Source organism: Bacillota bacterium (genome assembly GCA_040757085.1).
Lineage (GTDB): Bacteria > Bacillota > Sulfobacillia > JACIYH01 > JACIYH01 > JACIYH01.
Window position 1 is genome coordinate 19,354 of record JBFLXJ010000009.1, and the last position, 17,680, is coordinate 37,033.

The window sequence follows — 17,680 nt, forward strand, 5'->3', positions numbered from 1 at the left end:
GAGGAGGGATGGAGGGTGAAGATAGGTATCAACGGTTTTGGACGGATCGGGCGCATTTTTTTCCGGGCTGCCTACCAGCGCGGGCTGGAGGTGGTGGCGGTTAATGACCTGGCCGACGCGCCCACGCTGGCCCACCTCTTGAAGTACGACTCCAATTACGGCACCTTCGGGCCCGACGTGCGTGCTGACGGCGACACCATATGGGTGGGGGACAATCGGGTACATATTACCCGTGAGAAAGACCCGGCCCAGCTCAGGTGGGGTGACCTGGGTGTGGATCTGGTGGTGGAGTCGACGGGGCGGTTTACGTCGGGTGAGCAGGCGGTCCTGCACATCGACCGGGGTGGGGCGAAGCGGGTGATCATTTCCGCCCCGGCCAAAGGGGAAGACGTCACCGTGGTGATGGGGGTCAACCACGGATCCTACGACCCTGCGCGGCACCGGGTGGTGTCCATGGCCTCGTGCACGACGAATTGTCTGGCTCCGGTTGCGAAGGTGCTGGACGAGCGTTTCGGCCTGGAGAAGGGGCTCATGACCACCTGTCATGCCTACACCAACGACCAGGTGATCCTGGACTTCCCCCACCGTGACCTGCGCCGGGCGCGGGCGGCGGCGCTGAGCATTATCCCCACCACCACGGGGGCAGCCAAGGCGGTGGGCCTGGTCATTCCCCACCTGAAGGGGAAGCTGACCGGGCTGGCATTCCGGGTGCCGGTGGCCACTGTGTCGGTGGTGGACCTGGTGGCGGAGCTGGGGCGGCCGGCCAGTGAGGAGGAGATCAACCAGGCCATGCGGGAGGCGGCGGCGGGTCCCCTCAACGGGATTCTGGGGGTGAGCGACGTACCCCTGGTTTCCTCGGATTTCAAGGGCATTACCGAGTCGGCCATCGTGGACAGTTCCCTGACCATGGTGGTGGGGGAGCGGCTGTGCAAGGTGGTGGCGTGGTACGACAATGAGTGGGGTTACTGCCAGAGGCTGGTGGACCTGGCCCGGTACATGGCACGCCTGGGCCTGTAGGGGGCTATCGGCTAACGGCCGGGTTGCGGCCCGGGTGGCCGGGCTGGTGGCCCGGGGGCTGGTACCCATGAGGAGGCAATTGCGGTGCAGTTGAAGAAGATGGCTGACCTGGACGTGCGTGGCCGCCGGGTGCTGGTGCGGGTTGACTTCAACGTGCCCCTGGCAGAGGGGAAGGTGGCCGATGATACCCGCATCCGCGCTGCCCTTCCCACGATAAAGGAACTGCTGGGCCGGGGGGCGGCGGTGATCCTGTGCAGTCACCTGGGCCGTCCCAGGGGCGGGCGGGACGAGAAGTACAGCCTGGCTCCGGTGCGGGATCGCCTGGAGGAGCTGCTGGGGCAGCCTGTCCGGTGGGCTTCCGACTGCGTGGGGCCCGCGGCCGAGGAGGCCGCCCGCTTGCTGGTTCCGGGGCAGGTCCTGCTCCTGGAGAACCTTCGTTTCCATGCGGGGGAAGAGGGGAACGATCCCGAATTTGCGCGGGCGCTGGCGCGTTTGGCCGAGGTCTACGTGAACGATGCCTTCGGGGCCGCCCACCGGGCCCATGCCTCGGTGGTGGGGGTGACCGAGTACCTGCCCGCGGCGGCCGGGCTGCTCATGGAGAAGGAAGTGACGTACCTGGGCGGGTTGTTGGAGGACCCCCGACGTCCCTTCTTGTGCGTATTGGGCGGGGCCAAGATTTCCGACAAGATAGGGGTGATCCGCAACCTGCTTCCGCGTCTGGATGTGCTGGCCCTTGGGGGTGGCATGGCGAACACCTTCCTGGCTGCCCTGGGTTGGGACATGGGGGCTTCCCTGGTGGACGAAGGTGGCCTGGATCTGGCCCGGGATCTGGTAGGGGAAGCCGGTAGGGCCGGAGTGCGTTTGCTTTTGCCCTGCGATCTGGTGGTGTCCGAGCGGGTGGCCGCCGATGCACCCCATCAGGTGGTGGTGGTGCCGGGGCTGTCCGCGGCGGCGTCGGGGCCTGTGGCTCCGGCTGGTGATGGGGATGGGCAGCGGCGAGGTCTGGTGCCGGCGGGGTGGAAGGCCCTGGACGTGGGGCCTGCCACGGTGAGTATCATCCTGGAGGAAGCGGAGCGGGCGGGCACGGTATTCTGGAATGGTCCCCTGGGGGTATTCGAGGTGGAGCCGTTTAACCGGGGGACGATGGCGGTGGCGCGGGGTCTGGCCACCGTGCCAGGCATGGTGGTGGTTGGGGGTGGGGATTCCGCAGCCGCCGTGGCCAGGGCCGGGGTGGCTGAACGGCTTTCCCACGTGTCCACGGGGGGAGGGGCAGCCCTGGAGTTCCTGGAGGGTCGGCTCCTTCCGGGCGTGGCTCCGCTCGGGGTGCGGTAGCGGGGGTGTGCCGGGGCGAGATCCCCCGGGCCTGTGGGGTTGCAGCGCGGTGGGAGGTGTGGGATGAGGTTGCGCAGGCCGCTGGTGGCGGCCAACTGGAAGATGTACAAGACGCGGGCCCAGGCCCGCGCTTTTGTGGAGGAGTTCCTGCCCCGGCTGGCGGTGGACGGTGTGGATGTGGTGATCTGTCCTCCTTTCACGGCCATCGACGCGGTGGCGCGTCTCGTCGAGGGTGGGCCGGTGGCGGTGGGCGCCCAGGACGTCCACTGGGAGGAAGAGGGAGCCTTCACGGGTGAGGTTTCTCCCGGCATGCTGGTGGAGGCGGGGTGCCGTTACGTGATCGTGGGTCACTCCGAGCGGCGTCTCCTTTTCGGGGAGACAGACGAGCAGGTGGCGTACAAGCTGCGGGCTGCTCTGGGGCACGGGCTGATACCCATCCTGTGTGTGGGGGAAACACTTTCCCAGAGGGAGGCCGGTGAGACGGAAGCCGTGGTAGGCCGTCAACTCGACCTGGCCCTGGGTGGCCTGGATCCCGCGCGGGCCGTGGGTGAGGTAGGAGGACCCTGCCCCGTCCGGGGATTGGAACTGGTGGTGGCCTATGAGCCGGTGTGGGCCATCGGTACCGGGCACAACGCCCGGCCCGAGGATGCGGCTCGGGTGGCGGTTTTCATCAGGGAACGCCTGGGGCGCCACCTGGGGGAGGAGCTTGCTTCCCGTTTGCGGGTGCTGTATGGGGGGAGTGTGAAGCCCGCCAACATTACCGGGTTCAGTGCCCGGCCCGAGCTGGACGGGGCCCTGGTGGGTGGAGCCAGCCTGGACCCGGCGGCATTTGCCCAGATAGTGGCGGCATTCGTCGGTTCGGAGGGTGCGTGATGGTCCTGAGCCGGCGTCCGTGGATGCTGCTGGTGCTGGATGGCTGGGGCTGGAGTCCGCGGAGGGAGGGGAATGCGGTGGCCCTGGCCCGGTTGCCCTACTTCCGTTATCTGGAGGCTGAGTTCCCCCATACCCTGTTGCGTGCCGACGGGGAGTGGGTGGGACTTACGGAGGGGCAGATGGGGAACTCCAACGTGGGGCACTTGAACCTGGGGGCGGGCCGGGTGGTGTACCAGGATCTGGTGCGGGTGTTTCGTTCCATCCGGGATGGTTCCTTCTTCCGCCACCCCGTGTTGCTTGAAGTGGTGGGTCAGGCGCGCCGTGCCGGCCGGGCCCTGCACCTTTTGGGCCTTCTCTCCGACGGGGGGGTGCACAGTCACCAGGAGCATCTTTATGCCCTGCTGGAGCTGGCGCGGCGGGAGGGTGTGGAGCGGGTGTTCGTGCATGCCTTCATGGACGGGCGGGACACTCCTCCCACCAGCGGGGCGGGGTACATGGCTGCCCTGGAGGAGAGGATGGCCTCCCTGGGCGTGGGGCGGGTGGCCACGGTGTCGGGGCGTTACTGGGCGATGGACCGGGACCGGCGGTGGGAGCGTACGGAGAGGGCGTACAGGGCCATGGTGCTGGGGGAAGGGGAAGTAGCCTTGTCCGGCCAGGACGCGGTGGCCCGCGCATACGCCCGCGGGGAGACGGACGAATTCATCGCCCCCACGGTCATCCGGGCGGATGGCCGTCCCGATGGTGAAGCGGTGGGCAGGATCTCCCCCGGGGACGGGGTGGTATTCTTTAACTTCCGGGCCGACCGTGCCCGGCAGATGAGCTGGGCCCTGGGGGGTGATGACTTTGGGGGTTTTGTGCGACCGGGAGGCAAGCTTCCCCTGAGTTTTTGCACCTTCACCTGTTACGATGAGAAGCTTCCTGTCCCGTGCGTGTTTCCGCCCCAGGAGGTGCGCAACACGCTGGGGGAGGTGTGGTCGGGCTATGGTCTGAGGCAATTGCGGATAGCGGAGACGGAGAAGTATGCCCACGTGACGTACTTTTTCAACGGGGGGAGGGAGGAGCCGTTTCCTGGTGAGGACCGGCGGCTGATACCCTCGCCCAAGGTGAGCACTTACGACAAGAAGCCCGAGATGAGTGCCCCTGAGGTGACGGCGGCTGTCTTAGAGGAGATTGACAGGGGTGTTTACGACTGCGTCGTGCTGAATTATGCCAATCCTGACATGGTGGGCCACACGGGGGTGCTGGAGGCGGCGGTGCGGGCTCTGGAGGTGGTGGACGGTTGCCTGGCGCGGGTGGTGCCGGCCGTGCTGGCCCGGGGGGGAGCGGTGCTGGTGCTGGGTGACCACGGCAATGCCGAGCAGATGCTGGATGAAGATGGTGGCCCCCACACTGCGCACACGTCCAATCCGGTGCCCTTTATCCTGGTGGATGAGGAGCGGCGGGGGGCCCGCCTGCGGGAAGGGGGTCTGGCGGATGTGGCTCCTACCATGCTGAGCCTGCAGGGGTTGGAGGTTCCCGCCGAGATGGAGGGTGAGTGCCTGCTCGAGCCGGGTTAGCGAGGGGCGGCTGTTTGCCCTTGACAGGCGCGGCGTCCCGGCCGGCCCCGATGTTGGCCCGAGTTGTGAGTAAATGGGAGGCGAGGTGGTGTTACGTTGTCGGAGATAGTGGAGGTACTGGCACGGGAGATCCTCGACTCGCGGGGCAATCCCACGGTGGAGGCGGATGTGGTACTGGCGGATGGCACGGTGGGCCGGGCGGCGGTGCCGGCGGGGGCGTCCAAAGGCAAGTATGAGGCTCTGGAGGTGCGGGATGGGGGCGCCCGGTACGGAGGCAAGGGAGTTCAGAAGGCGGTGCGGGCCATCCGCGAAGAGATTGCCCCTGCCCTGCGGGGTCATGATGCTCTGGACCAGGCGGCGGTGGACGAGAAACTGCTTGAGCTGGATGGTACGCCTGATAAGTCGCGCCTGGGGGCGAATGCCATCTTAGCGGTTTCGTTGGCCTGCGCGCGGGCGGCGGCGGAGTACTGTGGGCTGCCGCTGTACCGGTATCTGGGTGGGCCGGGGGCGCGCCTGCTGCCCGTGCCCTACCTGAACGTGATCAACGGGGGTCGGCATGCTGACAATCCGCTGGAGATTCAGGAATTCATGCTGGTGCCGGACGGGTTTTCTTCTTTCCGGGAAGCCCTGCGGGCGGGGGTGGAGGTGTATGCTGCCCTGCGCAGTCTTCTGGTGGAGCGAGGGTTATCCGTTGGTGTTGGGGACGAAGGTGGTTTTGCCCCTGGGCTGGGCACGGCCCGGGAAGCCCTGGATCTTCTGGTGGAGGCCATTGAGAAGGCAAATTACCGGCCCGGGCAGGACATCCACCTGGCCCTGGACGTGGCCGCCAGCGAACTGCGCTCCGACGGCGGCTACCGTCTGGAGGGAAGCGTGCGCCGGTCTGATGACATGATTGTCTTTTACCGGGATCTGGCCGAGCGCTACCCTCTGGTTTCCGTCGAAGACGGCCTGGGGGAGGACGACTGGGAGGGCTGGCGGGCTCTGACTGCCGAACTGGGCGGCAGGGTGCAAGTGGTGGGCGATGATCTCTTTGTGACGAACCTGGGCCGGCTGGAACGCGGGATCAGGGAAGGGGTGGCCAATGCCATTCTGATCAAGCCCAACCAGGTGGGGACCCTGACCGAGACCCTGGCCACGGTGGAAAGGGCGCGGCGTGCCGGCTACGGCGTGATGATCTCCCACCGCTCGGGGGAGACCGAGGATACGTTCATCTCCGACCTGGCGGTGGCGGTGGGGTGCGGCCAGATCAAGACCGGTGCCCCCTGCCGGTCGGAGCGCACCGCCAAGTACAACCGCCTTCTGCGCATCGAAGAAGAACTGGGCGGCACCGCCCGTTTCCCCCGCGAGTAGGGGGACAACGTGCAAAGGTTGGTGGGGCGGGACAGCCTGTGATAAAATGATCACACGTGGGGGTGGTATGGTGCTGGCCAGCGTGGTGCTGGGTTTGCACATCGTGTTTTGCGTGGGGCTCATCGCCACCGTGTTGCTTCAGTCGGGGCGTAGCGCCGGTCTGTCCGGGGCCATTGCCGGCGGAGCCGAGCAGCTATTTGGCAAGAAGAAGGGGCTCGACGATCTCCTGGCGAAGATCTCTACGTTTTTCGCTGCCGCGTTCATGATAACTTCCGTCATCCTCACCGTGTTCCATGGTTGAGGCGCGCTCTTCTGTGTCTGTGTTCCGCGGGTGGGGAAGCTCCACCTCGGCTGGGGGCGGGGCGGTTGCCGCGCACCGAAAGCCTGATGGGGAGGCGTTCTGATTGGATAGGGCACAGGCAATTGCCCTCATGCGGCATCATCTAACCAACAAGAACATGCGCAAGCACAGCCTGGCGGTGGAAGCCGTGATGCGGGCCCTGGCCCGCCGCCTGGGGCAGGACGAGGAGAAGTGGGGCCTGGCCGGTATACTGCACGACATCGACTACGAGCAAACCCGGGATGATCCCCAGCGGCACAGCATGTTGGGGGCGGACATGCTGGCCGAGATGGGTGTGGATGCCGATGTGGTAGAGGCGGTGCGGACCCACAATGAGGCGCACGGCCTCCCCCGGGACGGCCTGATGAGCAAGGCCCTGTATGCGTGCGATCCCCTCACCGGACTGATAGTGGCCGCCGCCCTCATTCATCCCGAGAAGAAACTGGCGGTCATTGATACCCCGTTTGTGCTGCACCGGTTTGGAGAGAAGGCCTTCGCCCGGGGGGCGAGCCGGGAGCAGATCAGGACGTGCTCCGAACTCGGCCTGGACCTGGAGGAATTCGTGAGCATCGGATTGCAGGCCATGCAGGCCATCGCCCCGGACCTGGGACTCTGATCGTCTGCCCGGTCCTGAAGAGGCAGGTGGGCGCAATGCCCGCGGGGGCGGAATCCATCAAGACGGTGACCGAGAACAGGCGGGCCCGCCATGAGTACCACATCGAAGATACCATTGAGGCCGGGCTTTGCTTGGTTGGCTCGGAGGTGAAGTCGCTTCGAGAGGGCGCGGTGAGCCTGCAGGACAGTTACGCCGAAATCAAGGACGGTGAAATATTTCTGGTCAATGCGCACATTGCTCCCTACCGGGCAGCCGCGTTTTTCGGTCACCACGATCCCAGGCGGGCCCGGAAGCTGCTCTTGCACCGGGCCGAGATCCGTCGCCTGGAGGCCCGTGTGAAGCAGCGCGGGTACACTCTCGTCCCATTGCGCATCTACTTTCGCGGGGCCAGGGCCAAGGTTGAACTGGCGCTGGCCCGCGGCAAACGGCTGTATGACCGGCGTCGCGAGATCGCAGAGCGCGATGCCCGGCGCGAAGCAGAAAAGGAACTTTCCCACACTGCAAGGCAGAGAGGCTGGCCCCGGTGACGGGCCGCCGCGGGCAACCCGTGCTTGCGCCGGTGGAGCAAGCATGGTAAAATTCTGGTGAGTGTAAGACTTGGGGGTGAGCTAGGTTCGACGCAGGTAGTGCGGGCGAGAGCAGCGAGCCGAGGTCCCGTGGCCTCGTTAAACTGCGGGAAACACAAAGTGCCAACGAGAATCTCGCTCTAGCGGCCTAAGCAGGCCACTACGCCCGGTGGATTCAGCCTGCGGAACCCGCCGGGTGCCGACCAGCAGGATAGCTCCGGGACCTTCCCCCTGCAGGTTCCGGATGCGAAAACAACCAGGGTAGCCGGGGCGGATCCCGCCCGCGGGAGCCGGCCTCGGCGAAAGGAAAACGCGGGCTACGCTCGTAGAGACTGGCGTCTGTTCACCTGCGGACCCGGGTGCAACTCCCGGCACCTCCACCATGTTTTGGCTGTTTTCTGTACAATCTGGTCCTCGTGGGTAGGCCGGGTGGTGTGACCACCGCCCCCGTGCGGGAGGGCGGATGCCAGAGTACCGCCTGCTCCATGGCTGCGGCGAGAGGTTCCAGGGGCGCCATGGATACGCTGTCCACCACGCGAGCAGGGGGCTCAAGGGGAAGGACCATCTGTTCCACCACCACCCGCACTTGCGGCGGGGTCGGGGCGGGCAGGTTCAGGAGGGGCCTCTGCTGCCGGAACACGTATACGGTGCGGGTAGGTTCGTCCCATACCACCCGGCGACCGAGGGCACCGGCCAGGGCCCGCACGGGGGCCCAGACCATCCCGTCCAGCCATTTTCCGGTTATGACCGGGGAAGTGGTATCGGTGACGATGCGTACCTGGTCCCCCTCCGGAGGCGAGGTGGGGGCGGGCCCCTTCAGGCCGTGCAGCCACCAGGTGACCTGCCAGCGCAACCAGGGGATGGCGACGGCTAGGTGCTTACCAGGACAGGAGGTGGGATTCAGGTCGGAATGAGGCACTATAGAGGCGGGGTCGATATCCCAGACGAAGCAGAGCCAGGCCAGGAGGGCGGCGAGAGTCTGCAGTTGGGCCGGCGAGGGCTGTTCGACCTCATAGTTCCCCAGCACGGCCACTCCGATGTTGCCCTGGTTGTGATCGCGGGCGTGGGCACCCAGGCTGAGGGAGCCGTCGGGCTGGGTTTCCCGTCCCCAGTAGACGTCCTGACCGCTAACATAGGAGGGACGATCGACCAGGAAGTGGTAGCCGATGTCGTAAAAACCCCTGCTCAGGTGGTACTCCTGAATGGTGCGGATCTCGCGGTAGGGAGGGGCAGGGGCGGACAGCGTGTGGTGCAGGGTTATCGTGTGGGGAGTGCCCAGAGGGGACAGCTTTCCTGCCGGGGGCCGGGCTGTCCAGGATTCCCGGCTCCATATGGATGGCATCCTCTGGGGAAAATACCGGGGCATGTGCTCACCTCCTGGTTTCCCCGACAGCATATGCAGCTGTCCCCGGTTGTGGGGGCAGACCAGCGAATAAAGTGGTAGGGGCGCCGGCAGGCATGGGAGTTACGGGCCGTGGCCGGGTGGACTTTGCGGGGCCGCAGGTAGTGCGGTTCGGTACGAGGGGCCGGTGCCAGGTTGAGGGGAGGAGTGCATCTTGCTGAGCCGCCGGCAGGTAGAGGCGCTGCGTCGGTTTGAACCGGGCCAGGACGTAGTGGTGAGTTTTTATCTGGACGTTTCCGCAGAGAAATACCCCCGTCGCGAGTATCAGGTTACGGCTCGCAACCTGATCCGGGAGGCGCGCGAGTCCCTAGACCCTGCTCTCTCCCGCGAAGTCAGGCGGGCTGCCGAAGCGGATCTGGACCGGGTGGAGCAGTTCGTTAGCCTGGGGTTCCAGCGCGAGGGGGGAGCGCGGGCGCTGTCGGTATTTGCCTGCCTGCCCCGGGGACTGTGGGAGGCGTACGTACTGCCCGGACCTGTTCCCGACCTGGCGGTATCCGCAGCCGCACCATACGTGCGACCGCTGTGGCTGCAGCTTCACGATTACCCGCGCCTCGGGGTAACCCTGCTGGAACGGGCGGGATCCCGCTTCCTGGTGGTAGGAGGCGGCCAGGTCCGGGAGCTGGAGAGCGTGACCTCCGGTGTCCCGTCCCGGGTACGCATGTCGGGGTGGGCCGGCCTCAAGGGGCGCCGAATCGAGCGGCACATAGACGATCACGTGCAGCGGCACGTTAAGGAGGCGGCCGGTCGGGCCGTGGAGCTGGCCCAGGAGCATGATTGCGATTACCTGGTGGTGGGGGGCAACCAGGAACTGTCCCAGCAGTTTCTCGACTCTCTGGGTTCCCCGTGGCGGGAGAAGGTGCTGGGGATCCTGGCCGTGACCGCCACCGCCCGGCCTGCCCAGGTGCTGGCTGCGGTGACGAAGCTGCACGAGGAGGCGTCCCGGGCCCGGGGCCGGATGGCCCTGGAGGACCTCCTGGCCGAGGTGAGGGCGGGAGGCCAGGTGGTGACGGGTCTGCCGGGCACCCTGCGGGCCTTGCAGGAAAGTGCGGTCACCACGGTGGTGGTGGACAGTAACTTCAGCGCGTCGGGCTTTCGCTGTGCTTCGTGCGGGTACCTGGACTTAGGGCCGGGGTCATGCCCTCGCTGCGCGCGTCCCCTGGTGGAGGCACCTGACTTGGTCACCGAACTCATCGAGATGGCCCTCGAGCGCGGTTGTCAAGTGGAAAGGGTGCAGGATGCACCCAGGCGCGATCAGTTGCGGGGTGTGGGTGCCCTGCTCCGCTACTTACCGGCTTCTGCCTCCTGAACCGATGAGGGTTTGGTCTGCGCATCCGGCCGCAGGCCTGATATCTGCGAACTGATGCCGTTCACGGCGTGATCCAGAGGAGCCGCTCTCCGACCCAGCCCAGGGGAATCCCCTGGCCAGTGGCGGCCAGGTTTCCCCCCTTCCGGTCCCAGAGCAGAAAGCCGCCTCCGGCGCGGGCAAAGCAGGCCCGCTCGCCCGCCCTGGACCAGAAGGCCAGCTCGTATCCGTCTTTCGCCGGGAGGAGGGGAGTGCGGGAACCGTCGTCCTGGCTGACCAGATCCCAGCTGCCGTCCGGGTTGCGGACGGCCAGGTCGTGGCCGGAAGGTGAGAAAGCGAGGAACTCGGCCTGGCCCCCCAGGAGGCGGGTTCCGCCCCTGTCTGGATCGATGAGGGTGAGTAACCCTTCGGACCGGGAACGAAGGTCCGAGAACGCAATCCGGGTTTCGTCCGGGGACCAGGCACACGGGACGGGGACCCAGAACCCTTCCCGCGCGAACAGGCGAGTCACAGCCGGGAAGATGGTGGTTGACCCATTTCCCGCGATCACCAGGTCCACGCCGGCCCCTTCCTTGCTTGCAGCACCCAGGAAACACGCTATCCGCCCCGACCGCGGGGCTACCGCCATGCCCAGGATCGTGCCTTCTGCCGGCTCGAGGATGTCGCGAGGCTCGCCCCCGCCAGTGTCCAATGCCACCAGCTTATGCCCGGCGTTGACCACCAGGTGGCGTGAATCTGGCATCCAGGCTACCGCGAACTGGCCCCTATCGGTGAAGGAACCCAGCCGCTGGAGGGCTCGGTTGCCGAGGTCCAGGACCCATACCGCCACCTCCTCGGCTTCCTCCGCGGGGAAGCGTTCCAGGAGGGCTACCCGGCGTCCGTCAGGAGAGACTGCACCTTCGGAAAACTGGTCAAGGAGAGTGGTGACCGGGGAGGGTTGTTGCGGATCCGCCCCCGTGACCAGGCGTACGGTGCCCACCCCTTCCAGTACCAGCGGCCTGGCATCGAGGGCCGGCACCCCCCTGTTGTCCGGCCATCCCAGAAAGGATATCTCCACCCGTACACCCTCCAGGAGATCGAGGTCCAGGTAGGCCAGTTGATCGTTTTCCCAGCGCAGGGTGGGCTGGCAGCGGGGGTCAATCTGGGGAAGCAACATCTGTTCCACGGCGCCCCGGTCCATGGGTCGCGTGAAGTCCAGGCGGACGATCTTCTTGCCGGAAAGCAGCCGGTACATGCCCGGCCCGGCGACCCCGGGTTGTCCTTCCACGCCTGCTGCCACCCCGGGAGGCTCTACCCGGACCACGGTAAACTCCAGGGGCAGGGCGGTGCCGCCCGAAGAAGCGCGGGCCTGGCCCAGACTGATCTGGACCGGTTGCTCCAGGGGAAGGTCGGCTACCCGCAACTGCAGGACGTCGCCGGTTGCCCACTGGATCTCCCGGGCCAGCGCGGGGGCAACCGCCAGCGCCCGAGCGGTGGCGTCCCTATCCATGGCTTCCGGGAAATGGAAGGTGATCACCACCCCGGGGGCGCCCACCAGGTACCGCTTGCCGGGAGTGACAGCGGTTTCTCCCGGTATCAGGTAGGAATCCGTGACCTGCGCCAGGCTCGCCTGCACGGAGAAGGACGGTCGCGGAGGCTGCGTCCGGCGGCAGGCGGGCAGGGTCACAAGAAGAAGTATGAACACCAGGGTTCCCAACCGGTTTCTCATTCTCATCTCTCCCCGCCCTACAGACGTACCAGGGGCGCTTATGGTTTCCACATCCAGGGTGGTACAGAGCGGACGGGATCTTTGACCACCCGGCACAAGCTCCAGTATAATACCTGATGGACTTTTTGGCCCGCGAGCAGAGAAAGTAGGTGGGGAGCAGGTGACGAAGCCGGAACAAATACGAAATCTGGCCCTGGTTTCGCATGGCGGGGCTGGGAAGACCACGCTGGCGGAGGCCATGCTGTACCTGGCGGGGGCCATAGACCGCCTGGGCCGGGTGGATGAAGGCTCCGCCACTATGGACTACGATCCTGAGGAAGTGCGCCGGAAGGTTTCCATCAGCACCTCCCTGGCTCCCATCCCGTGGGATGGCTGCAAAGTTAACCTGATTGACACTCCGGGTTACTTCGATTTCGTGGGAGAAGTGAAGGCGGGCATGCGGGTGGCGGAAGCGGCCTGCGTGGTGTGTGACGCCGTGGCCGGGGTGGAGGTGGGCACGGAATTGGTGTGGGGCTACGCCGAGGAGCGGGGCCTGCCGTGTCTCATCTTCGTCAACAAGATGGACCGGGAAAACGCCAGTTTCCGCCGTACCCTGGAGAGCCTGCAGCAGAACATGGGCCGCGGCATAGTACCCCTGGCGGTACCCATCGGGGCCGAGGCCGGGCTGCGAGGCGTGGTGGACCTGGTGGCCAGGCGAGCCCTGGTATGGGACGGCGGTAACCGGCCCCAGGAAACGGACGTCCCTGCGGAGATGGCGGATGAAGTGGCCGCCTACCGCTCCCAGTTGGTGGAGGCTGCCGCAGAAGGTTCGGACGAACTGCTCATGAAATACCTGGAGGGGGAAGAGTTGACCCCAGCCGAGATCTGGGAGGGCCTGGCAGCAGGAGTCCGGGAGCGCAAGGTGTTCCCGGTTCTAGCGGGGTCGGCCCTGCGCACCCTGGGCGTGGGGATGCTCCTGGACGCGGTGGTGAAGCTGGTCCCCTCTCCTGCTGCGTTCCCGGCCCGGGCGGAAACCCCGGCAGGTGAGCCGGTGGAGTGCCGGCCGGACCCCAACGCTCCTTTGGCGGCCCTGGTGTTCAAAACCACTGCCGACCCGTACGTGGGCAGGATGACCCTCTTCCGGGTATACGCGGGGAAGGTGCTTTCGGATTCCCAGGTGTACAACTCTACCCGCGGCAGGACGGAGCGGGTGGGCCAGTTGTTTTTCCTGAAGGGCAAGCATCAGGAACCCACCGATGTGGTTGGACCGGGGGATATCGGGACAGTGGCCAAGTTGCAGGAGACCGGTACCGGGGATACGCTCTGCGACCAGGCCAATCCGGTACGCCTTTCTGCCATAGCCTTTCCCTCCCCGGTGTATGCAGTGGCGGTTTCCCCCAAGGCCCGTGGCGATGAGGAAAAGATCTCGGCCAGCCTGGCCCGTCTGGCGGAGGAAGACCCCACCTTCCGCGTGGAGAAGAACGCGGCCACCGGACAGATGCTCATATACGGCATGGGGGAGCTGCACCTGGATGTGATCGTGGAGCGGCTTCGCCGTAAGTTCGGGGTAGAGGTGAATCTGGAGGCGCCGCGAGTGCCGTACCGGGAGACCATCCGCCAGCCGGTGAAGGCCGAGTACAAGCACAAGAAGCAGACGGGTGGGCGCGGCCAGTACGGCCACGTGTTCCTGGAGATCGAGCCCGCCGAGCCGGGCAAAGAATTTGAGTTCGGTGAGCGCATCTTCGGCGGGGCTGTACCCAAGCAGTACATCCCGGCGGTGGAGAAAGGCGTGCGCGAGGCCATGCAGGAAGGGGTGCTGGCCGGCTACCCGGTCACCGGGGTCAAGGTCACTCTCTACGATGGCTCCTACCACACCGTGGACTCCTCGGAACTCGCCTTCAAGATAGCTGGCTCAATGGCATTTAAGAAGGGCATGGCCGAGGCCAAGCCCGTGTTGCTGGAACCCATTTACCGGGTGGAGGTCATGGTGCCCGAGGCCTTCATGGGTGACGTCATGGGTGACCTCAACAAGAAGCGGGGGCGCATCCTGGGTATGGAGCCCCACGGTTCCTTCCAGGTGATCAGGGCCATGGTGCCCCTGGCCGAGATGTTCCGGTATGCCATCGACTTGCGCTCCATCACCCAGGGGCGGGGTACCTTCACTATGGAGTTCGACCATTACGAAGAGGTACCGGCTCACCTGGCCCAGGAGATTATCTCCCAGGCCCGGGCGGCAAAGGAAGCTGCGGAGAAGTAGGTATGGCCATCGTCCACCTTACCCGGGGCCCTCACCGGGCCCGGGAGGGGCACCCCTGGATATTTGCGAGCGAGATAGAGAAGATCGGGGGGAGTTTTTCCCCCGGCGACGTGGTGACCGTGGTGGACCACCGCGGGCGATTCGTGGGGCGGGGCTTCATCAACCCCGCTTCTTTCATCAGGGTGAGGATCCTGACCCACCGCGACGAGCAGGTCGGGGAGGATTTCTGGCTGGCCCGCCTGCAGGCAGCCTGGGAGCTGCGCCGTCCGTTCTGGCATGAGACGGCATTCCGGGTGGTGTTTGCCGAGTCCGACGGCCTGCCCGGTCTGGTGGTGGACAGGTTCGGGCCCTGGCTGGTGGTTCAGACCCTGGCCCTGGGGGTAGACACGCGGCGGGACTTCCTCGTCGACGCCCTCCGCTCCCTCACCGGGTGTCCGGGCGTATTCCTGCGTAATGATGCCCCCGTGCGGGAACTGGAAGGGTTACCCCTCGAAGGCGGTCCGGCTCCCGGCACCCCGGAGGATCTGCCCGCGCGGGTGCAGATAGAGGAGGGCGGTGTAACTTTCTGGGTGGACGTGGCCAGGGGTCAGAAGACCGGTCATTTCCTGGATCAGCGGTTCAACCGGGCAGTTGCCGCCCGCCTAGCCCCTGATGCCCGCGTGCTGGACGCGTTTTCCTATACGGGGGGCTTTGCCATCCATGCCGCCCGCGCCGGGGCCCGGGAAGTGCTGGGGGTGGAAGCGTCGGCCTGGGCGGCGGAAATGGCGCGGGAGAACGCGGATCTCAATGGGGTGGCCGACCGCTGTCGGTTCGAGGAGGCGAATGCCTTCGACTTCCTGAGGGCTCTCGATCAGGCCCGGGAGAAGTTCGACCTGGTGATCCTGGACCCGCCCGCCTTCGCCCGTTCCCTGCAGGCAGTGGAGGGGGCGGTGCGGGGTTACAAGGAGATTAACCTGCGGGCCCTGCGCCTGCTAAATCCCGGGGGGTACCTGGTCACCAGTTCCTGCTCCTCTCACCTGGACCCGGAGATGTTCCTCGCGGTCGTCGGGGACGCGGCGCGCGACGCCGGCCGGCGGGTGCTCGTTCTGGAGGCGCGCGGCCAGCCCCCCGACCACCCCGTTCTGCTGGGGTATCCGGAGAGCCGCTACCTCAAGTGCCTGATCTGCCGCTGTTACCCGGCCTGATGCGGGTTGCCCGGTCGGGACCTGGATTTTTGGGGACGGTTCTCGTATAATGGGATCGAAGGTCAAATTAAGTCAGACCGGACTGCAGCCCATCTGGGGGAGATAGGGTATGGCCCGGAACCTGGCCGACCTCATCGAGGAATACCTGGAATCTCTGCTGGGCGGCGCCCCGGACGGATCGGTGGAAGTGCAGAGGGGCGAACTGGCGGAGAAGTTCGGGTGTGCGCCTTCCCAGATCAACTACGTGCTGGATACGCGCTTCACCTACGCCCAGGGCTACTTGGTGGAGAGCCGGCGGGGGAGCGGGGGATACGTGCGCATCGTGAAGCTGCCTGCCCAGGCCCGGGAACTCATCCGGCGGGCTTTGGAGCACGCCGGAGAAGCCATGAGCCAGATTCAGGCAGAAAGATGCATCCTGCGGTTGCACCAGGAGGGGATAATAAGCCCGCGGGAAGCCCGCCTGATGGCGGCTGCCCTGAAGCGGGAAACCCTGGCCCTGGATCTCCCCTGGCGGGATACGATGCGCGCCCGGCTGTTTCGGGCCATGTTGCTTGCTCTGGCGATGGACATGGCGGAGAGGAAGGAGTGAGGCCGGTGCTGTGCCAGGAATGCGGGAAGCGGCCAGCCACCGTTCACCTTACCCAGATCATCAACGGGCAAAAGAGGGAACTGCACCTGTGCGAGCAGTGCGCCCGCGCCCGCGGGGAACTGGGGATCATGGGGGAGCCCTTCACCATTCCTACCCTTCTTTCCAGTATCATCACCGATGGTGGCCACACCTTCCCGGGAGCTGGTCAGGCGGCCGGGTTGCGGTGCGACAGATGCGGCCTCACGTACGCCGAGTTCGCCCGCACGGGAATGCTGGGTTGCCGGCATTGCTACCAGGCCTTTGAGAATCAGCTCGAATCGGTGCTGAGGCGCTTGCACGGCACCACCGTGCACGGGGGCAAGGTACCCAGCCGGACGGGTGAAGAGGCCCGCCTCAAGCGGGAGATCAGCCGTTTGCAGGAGGAACTGGCCCAGGTGGTGATCCGGGAAGAGTACGAGAAGGCGGCCCAGATAAGGGATCGCATCCGGGAACTGGAGAAGAAGCTTCGCTGAGTGTAAGACCAAGGGGTGGCAGGCGTTGAACCTGGACGATGTCCTCTACAATTCCCACTCCTGCTGGATGGACCCTTCAGGGCCGGACAGCGATGTGGTGCTTTCCGCGCGCGTCCGCCTGGCCCGCAACCTGGAAGACGTGCCCTTTCCTTCCCGGATGGGGGAAGAGGGAGCCCAGCGGGTCCTGCGCATGGTGGAACGGGCAGTGGAAGACCTGGACCGTGACCCCCAGTTGGGTCCGGTGGGTATGTTCAGGCTGGATGATTTGGGAGCCCTGGACAGGCAGGTGCTGGTGGAAAAACACCTCATCTCACCCAACCACGCCCAGCAACCCCGGGGACGTGCCATCATCCTGCGCCAGGATGAGAGCCTGTGCATCATGGTCAACGAGGAAGATCACCTGCGTATCCAGAGTCTGGCCCCGGGGATGCAGCTGGACGAGGCTTGGCGCATGGCCCAGGCGGCGGATGATGTGCTGGAGGGCAGGCTGAACTACGCCTTCTGTCAGAGGCGGGGCTACCTGACCACGTGTCCCACCAACGTGGGGACGGGGATGCGCGGCTCGGTCATGATGCACCTGCCCGGGCTGGCCATGGTGGGGCAGGCCCGGCAGGTATTCTCCGCTTTGGGCAAACTGGGGCTGGCCGTGCGGGGCCTGTACGGCGAGGGCAGCGAGGCCCACGGCAACATATTCCAGATATCAAACCAGACCTCTCTGGGTCCATCCGAGGAGGAGATCCTGCGCAACCTGAAGGCGGTTTCTGCCCAGGTGATCGCCCACGAGCGCAACGCCCGCCGGGCCCTGCTTTCCCAGACCCGCATCCAGCTGGAAGACCGGGTGTGGCGCGCGTATGGGCTTCTCCTCCATGCCCGGGTGATCTCCTCGGAGGAAGCCATCAGGTTGTGGTCCGACGTGCGGCTGGGTGTGGATCTGGGGATCATATCCGAAGGGATCTCGACGGAGACCCTCAACGAATTGCTGGTTGCTACTCGGCCGGGCTTCATCCAGAAGGTGGTGGGTAGGGAACTCGAGCCCTCCCAACGGGATGCGGAACGGGCTGCCCTGATCCGTCACCGTCTGCGCCGGTGAGGCAAG

Annotated in this window: 16 protein-coding genes and 1 other RNA gene; 15 read left to right on the forward strand and 2 right to left on the reverse strand. The window is 65.9% G+C overall.

Annotated features, from left to right (window positions below; genetic code table 11):
- The first annotated feature begins 15 nt into the window (after positions 1-15).
- The 9 genes from gap to ssrA all read left to right on the forward strand — a co-directional run bounded on the left by gap (position 16) and on the right by ssrA (position 8,033).
- Positions 16-1,017 carry a type I glyceraldehyde-3-phosphate dehydrogenase gene (gene gap, locus AB1446_03160; protein MEW6545903.1) on the forward strand — a complete coding sequence of 334 codons (1,002 nt, stop codon included), beginning with the start codon at positions 16-18 and terminating at the stop codon, positions 1,015-1,017.
- A gap of 84 nt (positions 1,018-1,101) precedes the next feature.
- Positions 1,102-2,349: a phosphoglycerate kinase gene (locus tag AB1446_03165; protein ID MEW6545904.1), complete on the forward strand. Its 1,248-nt coding sequence runs from the start codon at positions 1,102-1,104 to the stop codon at positions 2,347-2,349.
- A gap of 69 nt (positions 2,350-2,418) precedes the next feature.
- Positions 2,419-3,222 (forward strand): triose-phosphate isomerase, encoded by an 804-nt coding sequence (tpiA, locus tag AB1446_03170; protein ID MEW6545905.1) that lies wholly within the window; start codon positions 2,419-2,421, stop codon positions 3,220-3,222.
- A complete protein-coding gene (gene gpmI, locus AB1446_03175) occupies positions 3,222-4,778 on the forward strand; it encodes a 2,3-bisphosphoglycerate-independent phosphoglycerate mutase (GenBank protein ID MEW6545906.1) in 1,557 nt (518 codons plus the stop codon). The genes tpiA and gpmI overlap by 1 nt, the downstream gene beginning before the upstream one ends.
- Positions 4,779-4,874: 96 nt before the next feature.
- Positions 4,875-6,128, forward strand: coding sequence for a phosphopyruvate hydratase (gene eno / locus AB1446_03180; protein MEW6545907.1), 1,254 nt, complete (start codon positions 4,875-4,877; stop codon positions 6,126-6,128).
- 70 nt (positions 6,129-6,198) lie between these two features.
- A complete protein-coding gene (gene secG, locus AB1446_03185) occupies positions 6,199-6,429 on the forward strand; it encodes a preprotein translocase subunit SecG (GenBank protein MEW6545908.1) in 231 nt (76 codons plus the stop codon).
- Between the two features lie 103 nt (positions 6,430-6,532).
- Entirely contained in the window at positions 6,533-7,084 is a 552-nt protein-coding gene (locus AB1446_03190) for an HDIG domain-containing metalloprotein (GenBank protein ID MEW6545909.1), read from the forward strand.
- 35 nt (positions 7,085-7,119) lie between these two features.
- Positions 7,120-7,611 carry an SsrA-binding protein SmpB gene (gene smpB / locus AB1446_03195; protein MEW6545910.1) on the forward strand — a complete coding sequence of 164 codons (492 nt, stop codon included), beginning with the start codon at positions 7,120-7,122 and terminating at the stop codon, positions 7,609-7,611.
- A 72-nt stretch (positions 7,612-7,683) separates the two neighbouring features.
- Positions 7,684-8,033, forward strand: a transfer-messenger RNA (tmRNA) gene (ssrA, locus tag AB1446_03200).
- On the opposite strand, the gene AB1446_03205 is transcribed toward ssrA, so the two are convergent.
- Entirely contained in the window at positions 7,994-9,016 is a 1,023-nt protein-coding gene (locus tag AB1446_03205; GenBank protein ID MEW6545911.1) for an N-acetylmuramoyl-L-alanine amidase, read from the reverse strand. The genes ssrA and AB1446_03205 overlap by 40 nt on opposite strands.
- Before the next feature lie 190 nt (positions 9,017-9,206).
- Here AB1446_03205 and AB1446_03210 point away from each other — a divergent pair, with 190 nt between their 5' ends.
- A complete protein-coding gene (locus tag AB1446_03210; GenBank protein MEW6545912.1) occupies positions 9,207-10,358 on the forward strand; it encodes a Vms1/Ankzf1 family peptidyl-tRNA hydrolase in 1,152 nt (383 codons plus the stop codon).
- Positions 10,359-10,419: 61 nt separating this feature from the next.
- Here AB1446_03210 and AB1446_03215 read toward each other — a convergent pair whose 3' ends face one another.
- Positions 10,420-12,063: a hypothetical protein gene (locus AB1446_03215; GenBank protein ID MEW6545913.1), complete on the reverse strand. Its 1,644-nt coding sequence runs from the start codon at positions 12,061-12,063 to the stop codon at positions 10,420-10,422.
- Between the two features lie 160 nt (positions 12,064-12,223).
- Between AB1446_03215 and fusA the strand changes: the two genes are divergently transcribed.
- The 5 genes from fusA (at position 12,224) to AB1446_03240 (ending at position 17,674) form a co-directional block, all read left to right on the forward strand.
- Positions 12,224-14,299 (forward strand): elongation factor G, encoded by a 2,076-nt coding sequence (gene fusA / locus AB1446_03220; protein MEW6545914.1) that lies wholly within the window; start codon positions 12,224-12,226, stop codon positions 14,297-14,299.
- A 2-nt stretch (positions 14,300-14,301) separates the two neighbouring features.
- Entirely contained in the window at positions 14,302-15,483 is a 1,182-nt protein-coding gene (locus AB1446_03225) for a class I SAM-dependent rRNA methyltransferase (GenBank protein ID MEW6545915.1), read from the forward strand.
- A 109-nt stretch (positions 15,484-15,592) separates the two neighbouring features.
- Complete coding sequence (locus AB1446_03230) at positions 15,593-16,072, forward strand: CtsR family transcriptional regulator (protein MEW6545916.1); 480 nt, start codon at positions 15,593-15,595, stop codon at positions 16,070-16,072.
- A complete protein-coding gene (locus AB1446_03235; GenBank protein ID MEW6545917.1) occupies positions 16,069-16,584 on the forward strand; it encodes a UvrB/UvrC motif-containing protein in 516 nt (171 codons plus the stop codon). The genes AB1446_03230 and AB1446_03235 overlap by 4 nt, the downstream gene beginning before the upstream one ends.
- 25 nt (positions 16,585-16,609) lie before the next feature.
- On the forward strand, positions 16,610-17,674 hold the full coding sequence (locus tag AB1446_03240) for a protein arginine kinase (GenBank protein MEW6545918.1): 1,065 nt from the start codon (positions 16,610-16,612) through the stop codon (positions 17,672-17,674).
- Positions 17,675-17,680 lie beyond the last annotated feature (6 nt).

Bases quoted from the DNA above. Each gene is read 5' to 3' on its own strand.
- gpmI (MEW6545906.1), top strand. From the start codon at position 3,222: ATGGTCCTGAGCCGGCGTCCGTGGATGCTGCTGGTGCTGGATGGCTGG.
- AB1446_03230 (MEW6545916.1), top strand. From the start codon at position 15,593: ATGGCCCGGAACCTGGCCGACCTCATCGAGGAATACCTGGAATCTCTG.
- smpB (MEW6545910.1), top strand. From the start codon at position 7,120: ATGCCCGCGGGGGCGGAATCCATCAAGACGGTGACCGAGAACAGGCGG.
- AB1446_03225 (MEW6545915.1), top strand. From the start codon at position 14,302: ATGGCCATCGTCCACCTTACCCGGGGCCCTCACCGGGCCCGGGAGGGG.
- AB1446_03215 (MEW6545913.1), bottom strand. From the start codon at position 12,063: ATGAGAAACCGGTTGGGAACCCTGGTGTTCATACTTCTTCTTGTGACC.
- AB1446_03205 (MEW6545911.1), bottom strand. From the start codon at position 9,016: ATGCCCCGGTATTTTCCCCAGAGGATGCCATCCATATGGAGCCGGGAA.